This window comes from Salinibacterium sp. SWN139 (assembly GCF_015864625.1).
GTDB lineage: Bacteria > Actinomycetota > Actinomycetes > Actinomycetales > Microbacteriaceae > Rhodoglobus.
Genome location: NZ_JADYWV010000001.1, coordinates 1,066,474 through 1,073,655 on the forward strand (window position 1 = coordinate 1,066,474; position 7,182 = coordinate 1,073,655).

General features: G+C 59.3%; 6 protein-coding genes. 3 read left to right on the forward strand and 3 right to left on the reverse strand.

The window, feature by feature from the left end:
• Nucleotides 1–32 precede the first annotated feature (32 nt).
• Both I6E74_RS05130 and I6E74_RS05135 read right to left on the reverse strand, forming a co-directional pair.
• The gene (locus tag I6E74_RS05130) at nucleotides 33–1,190 is read right to left on the reverse strand and encodes a glycosyltransferase family 1 protein (RefSeq protein WP_231604470.1); all 1,158 of its coding nucleotides are present in this window, start codon (nucleotides 1,188–1,190) and stop codon (nucleotides 33–35) included.
• A 16-nt stretch (nucleotides 1,191–1,206) separates the two neighbouring features.
• The gene (locus I6E74_RS05135; RefSeq protein WP_197123547.1) at nucleotides 1,207–3,177 is read right to left on the reverse strand and encodes a DUF6541 family protein; all 1,971 of its coding nucleotides are present in this window, start codon (nucleotides 3,175–3,177) and stop codon (nucleotides 1,207–1,209) included.
• A gap of 182 nt (nucleotides 3,178–3,359) precedes the next feature.
• Between I6E74_RS05135 and I6E74_RS05140 the strand changes: the two genes are divergently transcribed.
• The 3 genes from I6E74_RS05140 to glf are packed head-to-tail and all read left to right on the forward strand — an operon-like array spanning nucleotide 3,360 to nucleotide 6,287.
• Entirely contained in the window at nucleotides 3,360–4,283 is a 924-nt protein-coding gene (locus tag I6E74_RS05140; protein ID WP_307784387.1) for a glycosyltransferase, read from the forward strand.
• Nucleotides 4,280–5,119 carry a glycosyltransferase gene (locus tag I6E74_RS05145; protein WP_197123551.1) on the forward strand — a complete coding sequence of 280 codons (840 nt, stop codon included), beginning with the start codon at nucleotides 4,280–4,282 and terminating at the stop codon, nucleotides 5,117–5,119. Before I6E74_RS05140 ends, I6E74_RS05145 begins: the two co-directional genes overlap by 4 nt.
• Nucleotides 5,120–5,129: 10 nt before the next feature.
• Nucleotides 5,130–6,287, forward strand: a complete 1,158-nt coding sequence (gene glf, locus I6E74_RS05150; protein ID WP_197123553.1) for a UDP-galactopyranose mutase — start codon at nucleotides 5,130–5,132, stop codon at nucleotides 6,285–6,287.
• Nucleotides 6,288–6,309: 22 nt separating this feature from the next.
• On the opposite strand, the gene I6E74_RS05155 is transcribed toward glf, so the two are convergent.
• The coding region (locus I6E74_RS05155; protein WP_231604471.1) for a hypothetical protein at nucleotides 6,310–7,182 on the reverse strand (873 nt) is incomplete at its 5' end.

Consider the following 7,182-nt stretch of genomic DNA (forward strand, 5'->3'; position numbering starts at 1 on the left):
CCGCTTACTAGTGCAGGGCTGCGCGTGCCGACTTACAGGTCGGCATGCAGTTGCCACACTTTATCGGCGGCGGCTCGCCACGTGAATACGTGTGAGCGGTCGAGGCCGCGAAAACCGAGCTGGCGTTCGAGTTCGCTGTCGTTAGCAACCGAGGCCAGAGCTTGGGCAAGCCGTTCGGGGTAGGTGTCTGCGCTTTCGTGGGAAACCGCAATTCCTGCGTCTGCACTGAGCTCGACGACAGCGGCGGCATCAGAATGCACAACGGGGGTACCGAGCGAGAACGCTTCAAGAACAGGAAGGCTGAAGCCTTCTGAACTGTCGGGGTGGGCGAAGATGGTGGCGCTGTTGAGGGCAACGGCAAGATCGTTGTCGTCGAGCGCCCCAAGGTATCGAACGCGTTCTGAGCTGAGGCCAGCGGCGGCGATAGTGCTGGCAATGTCTCTCTCGCCCCAGGCGGGCGGTCCCGAGATGAGCAAGGGGATGTCCGGTGCATCAGGGTGTGCCATTGCTTGGATGAGTGCATCCAGCCGGGTGTGAGGAGCGAGTGTTCCTGTGGCCAAAATGTAGCGTTCGGGAAGTTCCAGAGCGAGCGCACGAGCGGGCGCATTGAAAGGTTGTTTCACCCGTTCGGTTGCTGCGCCTGGGATGACGCGCACTCGCTCGCCAAAGTTCATGATGTTTTTGAGCTCATCGGCAACGGAATGGCTCGTAACCACAATCGCGTCCGCATATTTGAATGCTCGTTTGGCCATGGCCTTGTTCCAGGCGACCTGTCGCGTGCTCATGGATTCAGGGCTGGTCCAAGCGAGAACATCGTGGACAGTGACTACGGTTTGTGTACCTACGTCATTAACCCGGTCGTGGCGGGAGAGGGGTGCGAACAAGCTCGGAGAGTGGATAAGGCCTTTGCCAGACATGCGCGTTGCGGGGATGCTTGTCACGCCATGCTGCCACGCACGCGTGAGGGCGTCGTGTCCCAAGCGCAGGGTGGTCAGTTCCGCAAGGCCGGGGAAGGTCTCCTCGATCTTTGCGGAGCTAGTGCTGTTGTTAGAGACGATGCCGGCGACTTCACAGTTCGGGGGCGCGCTGACAATGAGCTGCTTGATCAGTTCTTCGGAGTAGCGACGCAGATTACGCGATGCGGGCGCGGCTATGTCATCGAGGACTACACGCAGGGTGGTCATCGCCATAAGGTTCCTTTGTCTGTTATTCGCACGCGGTAATTGTGTATAGTCCCACGTCACCGCTCGTATAGAGCGGCTCTACCGCGTCGGAGCTCGCAAGTCGAGTGAGTCCGCCAAAGTCGTGTGTGTCTCCGTGAATCTCGCGCGTACCGAAATCTAATGCATACCCCACTTCGAGGGTCGCAAGAGCATCACACACGCTAGTGTAACGATCGGCATCGCGAAGGTGTTCGCCGATGAGGCGGGATTCTGCCGTATCGAATCCGCTGACGTGCGGAAGCATAGCTTCGCGGTCGGAGATGGCGTAGACAAGCCCGGCTCCTGTCCAGGGGTTTCCGGCGACTATGGCTCCTTCGGGAACGTAATCAGCGACGTGGTTCAGCACGTCTAGTTCGTCCTCTGTCAATAGCGGAGCTTCTTTGGCAGGTTCTTCGGCGACGACATACTGGCTGCGGGCTTCAACGGTCGCGATGTGCAGCGAGTAGCCCTGTGTCGCGAGGAGCACAACCACGACGGTAATGATGGCGAGCCCGCGCTGGTGGCGGCCCTCCCTGTTTGTCGTGGCGGTGATGATGAGCTGCGGCGCGCGTGTACGAATTGTGTCGTAGACCACCACAAGGCCGAGTGTGGCCAGCGGGAGCGCGACGACCGGCATCACGGCAGCAAGGCGGTAGCTGTCGCCGTACCACGTGCCGACAAGTAGTGACTGCAGAAGCGAGTGAGGCATTGCTGCTGCGGCGATATAGAGCACTCCGACGAGTGCAAAGTTGAAGAGGAGCCAATAGTTGTGGGGACGGCGGCGGAGTTGTAGCGCACCGATGACGACCAGGACCGTGGCAACGACGGCGATGGGAAGCCCGGTGGTGGCATTCGTGAGCACCTCGCCCAGAGCTTGAGCTGCGGTCTCGGTCGGTTCCCACACAACGCTGACTCGAACGATGAGCCAAGCGGCGATGTAGGTGATCAGCACGGCGATGGTGGCGGTAATGAGCGCCCGTATCGTGGCCGGTGCTGCGTTGGCTGCCGTGAGTCTCTTATAGCTGCGGTGAGCGCCGACCACCACGATCACGCTGCTGAGGGCGACGAATACCATCGCGGCGCCGGGATGGGCGAGGGCGATTCCGGGAATGACGCCGAGTAGGGCAAACCACGCACGCGAGTTACGCATCTCGGGGTGGTTGCTCATGCCGACGGCGGTTACCGCGAAGGCGAGCGCTGCAGGCAGGAGGCTAATGCCGAGAAGGTAGGGGTAGAGAACGCCGAAGTCGATGAGCCTGTAGGGGAATGCTCCGAAAGCGGCGGACAGCACTCCAGCACCGACGATGGCGATCGCACGGGGTCCAAGAATGGTTCGTGCAAGAAAGACGCAGCCGAGCGGCCAATAGATGGCACCGATAAGAATGGAGACGAGGTTGATCGCGACAGGGATGCTGACACCAGTGGTGCTTGCGATGGCTGCGGTGATGGCATGCCAGCCCGCCGGGTAGAAGGTGCCGGATTGCGGGTTGTCGAGATTCAGGCCGCCGAGGGTGAGCGATGATGCGTTTCCGGTGTCGAGCACGTAGCGCAGGGCGTTGAGGTGAAAAATGTTGTCGTAGGTCTGCGAGATGTTTTCGGGCTCACCGAACGCAACGATGAATCGAATAGTAATGATGAGGGCGGCGACTCCGGTGCCGAGTGCGGCCCACGTGAGCAGTCGCACGGGGGGATGCTGAAACGCTGGTCGGGGGCGCAGTCGGTGCCACAGCATCCGGAATAAAACGACGACGATAGTGAGTACCGCAGTGGTCCCGCCGATCGGTATGAGACCCCAGGGGATACCGATCAATGGCGCGGCGATTGACGCAAGCGCCACGGTGGTGACGGAGAACGCTGGTGCGGAGCCCAGCAGCGCGATTCCGCGTAGCCCGAGCACCGATGACAGCAGTAGCCCTGGGCCGATTCCGATCGCTACTACAACGAAGAAAGCGGGGATGGTGTCCCACCAGCTCACTGGAGCCCTCCGATGGGTGATTTGTCGCTGTTCACTGGGCAATCCTATCTTCAGGATGCAGAGGCGGCCTGTAAAGTGTGCAGCGTGCGCACCTCGTCTACAGTGAGTGTTGCCCTTCCATTCGCGACAGTGAGATCGAGATACCAAAAATGCCGCAGATTTCCCGTGTAGTGGCGGTGGTAGTGGCGTTTAACCGGCGCGAACTTCTCATGGAAGCTCTCACTGCCCTGTCGACACAGTCTCGTGCCCTCGATGCCATCGTTGTTGTCGATAATGCGTCGGATGATGGCTCCGGCGACGCGGTTCGCGCCAACTTTCCCGACATCGATCTGGTCACGTTGAAACGCAACACTGGCGGCGCTGGCGGCTTTGCTGCCGGCATGGCACACGCGCTCAAGGTTCACGACCCGACGTGGTTGTGGCTGATGGATGACGACACCATTCCCACCGCGTCAGCGGCAGCCGAATTATTGTCGGCCGTCGAAGCGCAGCCGGGCGTATCGATCGCCGGTTCTCGGGTGATCTGGACCGATGGTCGTGACCATCCCATGAACACTCCGCGGGAAAAGCCGTTCGTCTCACGGGCAGAACGTGCGGCAGCAGTGCAGGCAGGCACGCTAGCCGTGCGCAGCTCATCTTTCGTCTCAATGTTCGTTTCTGCTTCAGCAGTTCGACAAGCGGGATTACCGGTAGCTGATTACTTCATCTGGAATGATGACTTCGAATTTTCTACACGAGTATTGCGCGATAGCCTCGGAATCTTTGTCCCTGCCAGTGTTGTGGTGCACAAGACGAAGCTGCTGGGGTCCACAGATCTCGACCCGGGGGAGCGGTTCTTCTTTGAGGTGCGCAATAAGGTCTGGCTCATGCGCCATTCCCGCGGACTGAAGGCATGGGAGAAGGCGATGTACGGGGCGTCGAGCATCCGACGGTGGATTCGTACGATTCGGCGCTCGCAGCAGCGCCCCGTGCTGTGGAGCGGGCTGCGTCGCGGGCTGAGCGAGGGATCGCGCACTCGTCCGAAGTCGAATGAGTCTTATTTCGCTGACCTGAACGTGGTTGCCGATGCCGTTGCGCAGGTTGAAGCAGCGAGGGATCGCGCGTGACCGCCGCCGAGCACAACTTCTCTTTGCTCTTACCTGTGTATTCGGGTGATAAGCCAAGTTTTTTGGAGCGCGCGTTTCGCAGTTGTGTCGATGACCAGACGCTGCCTCCCACTGAGGTGGTGATAGTTCAGGATGGCCCGGTGTCTGCTGAACTCTCTGCGATGATGCAGCAGTTGATCGCAGCATCGACGGTCCCGACCACGCTATTGGTGTTGAAACACAACCGTGGTTTGGCGCGCGCCCTTGAGGCAGGCTTGGCTCAGTGCAATTTCGACGTCGTGGCCCGAATGGATGCCGACGATGTGTCGTTGCCGACCCGCTTTGAAAAGCAGCGGGTGGCGATCGCTGGCGGGCTCGATTTGGTCGGAACAGCGATGTTCGAGTTCGCTGAAGATGATGGGTCGGTTATTGGCAAGCGGATTCCTCCGCAGGGTCAAGAGGCGATTGAGCGCTATTCGCGTTTTCATGATCCGTTCAATCATCCGACCGTCATGTATCGCCGTTCTGCGGTGAAAGCGGCGGGTGGCTATATCGATGTGGGCCTCATGGAGGACTACTGGTTGTTCGCGCGCATGATCGATTCCGGCGCCAGAGTAGAAAATTTGCAAGAGGCTCTCGTGATGTACCGCGTAAGCGCTGGCGCGTACACTCGGCGTGGCGGGCTCGGCCAGCTATCGGCGGAGTTGCGTTTGCAAAGGGAGTTTAGAAGGCTGGGCTTCACCACCCCGTTGCAAAATGTTCGTAATGTGATTGTGCGCGGGGGTTACCGTCTGGTGCCGGTCGCGATTCGTCGTATCGCTTACCGTCGGTTTATTGCCCGCGGCTTCCACTCATAAAGGTTGTACTGTGACTCCTGATTTGCTCGTTGTTGGTTCTGGCTTTTTTGGCCTCACGATCGCGGAGCGCGCCGCGAATGAGCTGGGCCTCAAGGTTTTGGTCATTGATCGCCGCTCCCACATTGGTGGCAATGCCTACAGCGAGGTCGAGCCGGAGACAGGCATTGAGGTGCACCGTTACGGGGCACACCTGTTCCACACTTCAAACAAGCACGTGTGGGACTATGTGACGAAGTTCACGCAATTCACCGACTACCAGCACCGGGTGTATACCAACCACGGGGGTGAGGTCTTTCCCCTTCCCATCAACTTGGGCACGATCAATCAGTTCTTCCGCGCCGCTTTCGGGCCGGATGCTGCTCGCGCGCTCGTGGCAGAGCAAGCGTCTGAGCTGGGCGATGCTGAGCCACAGAACTTGGAAGAGAAAGCGATCTCGCTCATCGGTCGCCCGCTTTACGAGGCATTCATTCGCGACTACACCGCGAAGCAGTGGCAGACGGCTCCGACCGAGTTGCCCGCCGAAGTAATTAGCCGACTTCCTGTTCGTTACAGCTACGACAACCACTACTTCAGCGACACCTACGAGGGTCTGCCCGTTGACGGTTACACGGCGTGGATCGAACGGATGGCGGATCACCCCAACATCGAGGTTCGTCTCGATACCGATTTTTTCGACGAGACTCAGCCCATCAACAAGAAGTCGATGGTCGGCCAGGTGCCGATTGTGTACACGGGCCCGATCGATCGTTACTTCGACTTTGCCGAGGGCGAGTTGTCGTGGCGCACGCTCGACTTTGAGCAAGAGGTGCTTGAGGTCGGAGACTTCCAGGGCACGCCCGTCATGAACTATGCGGATGCCGATGTGCCATTCACGCGCATCCACGAGTTCCGTCATTTTCACCCCGAGCGCAACTACCAGTCAGAGAAGACTGTCATCATGCGCGAGTTCTCGCGTTTCGCGGAGCGCGATGATGAGCCGTACTACCCGGTGAACACGGCAGAGGATCGCGATCGACTCTTGGGATACCGCAAGCATGCGGATGCCGAGGCTGGCGTCTTCTTCGGCGGCCGCTTGGGCACGTACCAGTACCTCGACATGCACATGGCGATTGCGTCAGCGCTGAGCATGTTCGAGAACAAGCTGCGCGCGATTCTTCCTGCGAAGTAGGCGGAGCGTTCTCGCGAGCGTGTCAGCTTGACTTCCTCCGTCGAACGGGAGCGATCAGACTACCCAAGGCGTCAGCCAGACGCACTGACTTCCGAGACCGGAGCGACTTGATTTCTTGCACTAGTCGCTTCTTGTCTCTCACCAGTTGCCTCGTCCGAGGCTCGCGGCGCCAGTATTTTGCGATCGCCGCATTCAGCGCTTCGCTGATGGCGACGTCGCCCACCTCCAACGCAAAATCGCGGTTCTCGACTGTGAACGACAGGGCATTCGCGTTGTGAATCACGATACGGCGGACGACGTCCGGGTCGACGTTCGGGTCCTCGAAGGTGTGGAACTGGCCAAGCGTTCCTGCCAGACGCAAGCAGATTTTTGTCCGGTAGCACTTTTCGCACACTCCGCAGTTGTATGCTCCCGTGTTCTTCCAGCACACCCTGAGGTGCTGCTGCGCCACTGGGCTCTGCCCTAGTGCTACGGTCTTACGCACTCGCGTTGCTTCCGCACCGTCATGAACGATCGCGACGTTTTCAGTCGACCAGAGCGGATCGAGGAGTGGATGTGAGCCCCACGGGAAACTATCACTGTATGTGTGCGTGGCGGGAATCAAGAATGTTCCGTGTTCACGTGTTAGGAGCATCGCAACGCTTGCTAAGGCGGGACCGTGGGCAATTGGCCCCCAGCGTACCGAGCTGAGGAACGACTTGAGATTCGTCGACATCTCGATCAGATTCTTGCCAGTGTCATCGGCAACAGTTCGCAGATGTGCCACCGTCTGCTCGTAGGCGTCGGTTCGCGTCAAAGGAATGTCGAACCCGTGGACGTAGACGAGACTCGTAATCTCATCCTGATGTTTGAGTAGCGTGAAGAAGGAGTCCACGCCGCCAGTAAAGCAGGCGAC

Bases quoted from the DNA above. Each gene is read 5' to 3' on its own strand.
- I6E74_RS05130 (WP_231604470.1), bottom strand. From the start codon at position 1,190: ATGGCGATGACCACCCTGCGTGTAGTCCTCGATGACATAGCCGCGCCC.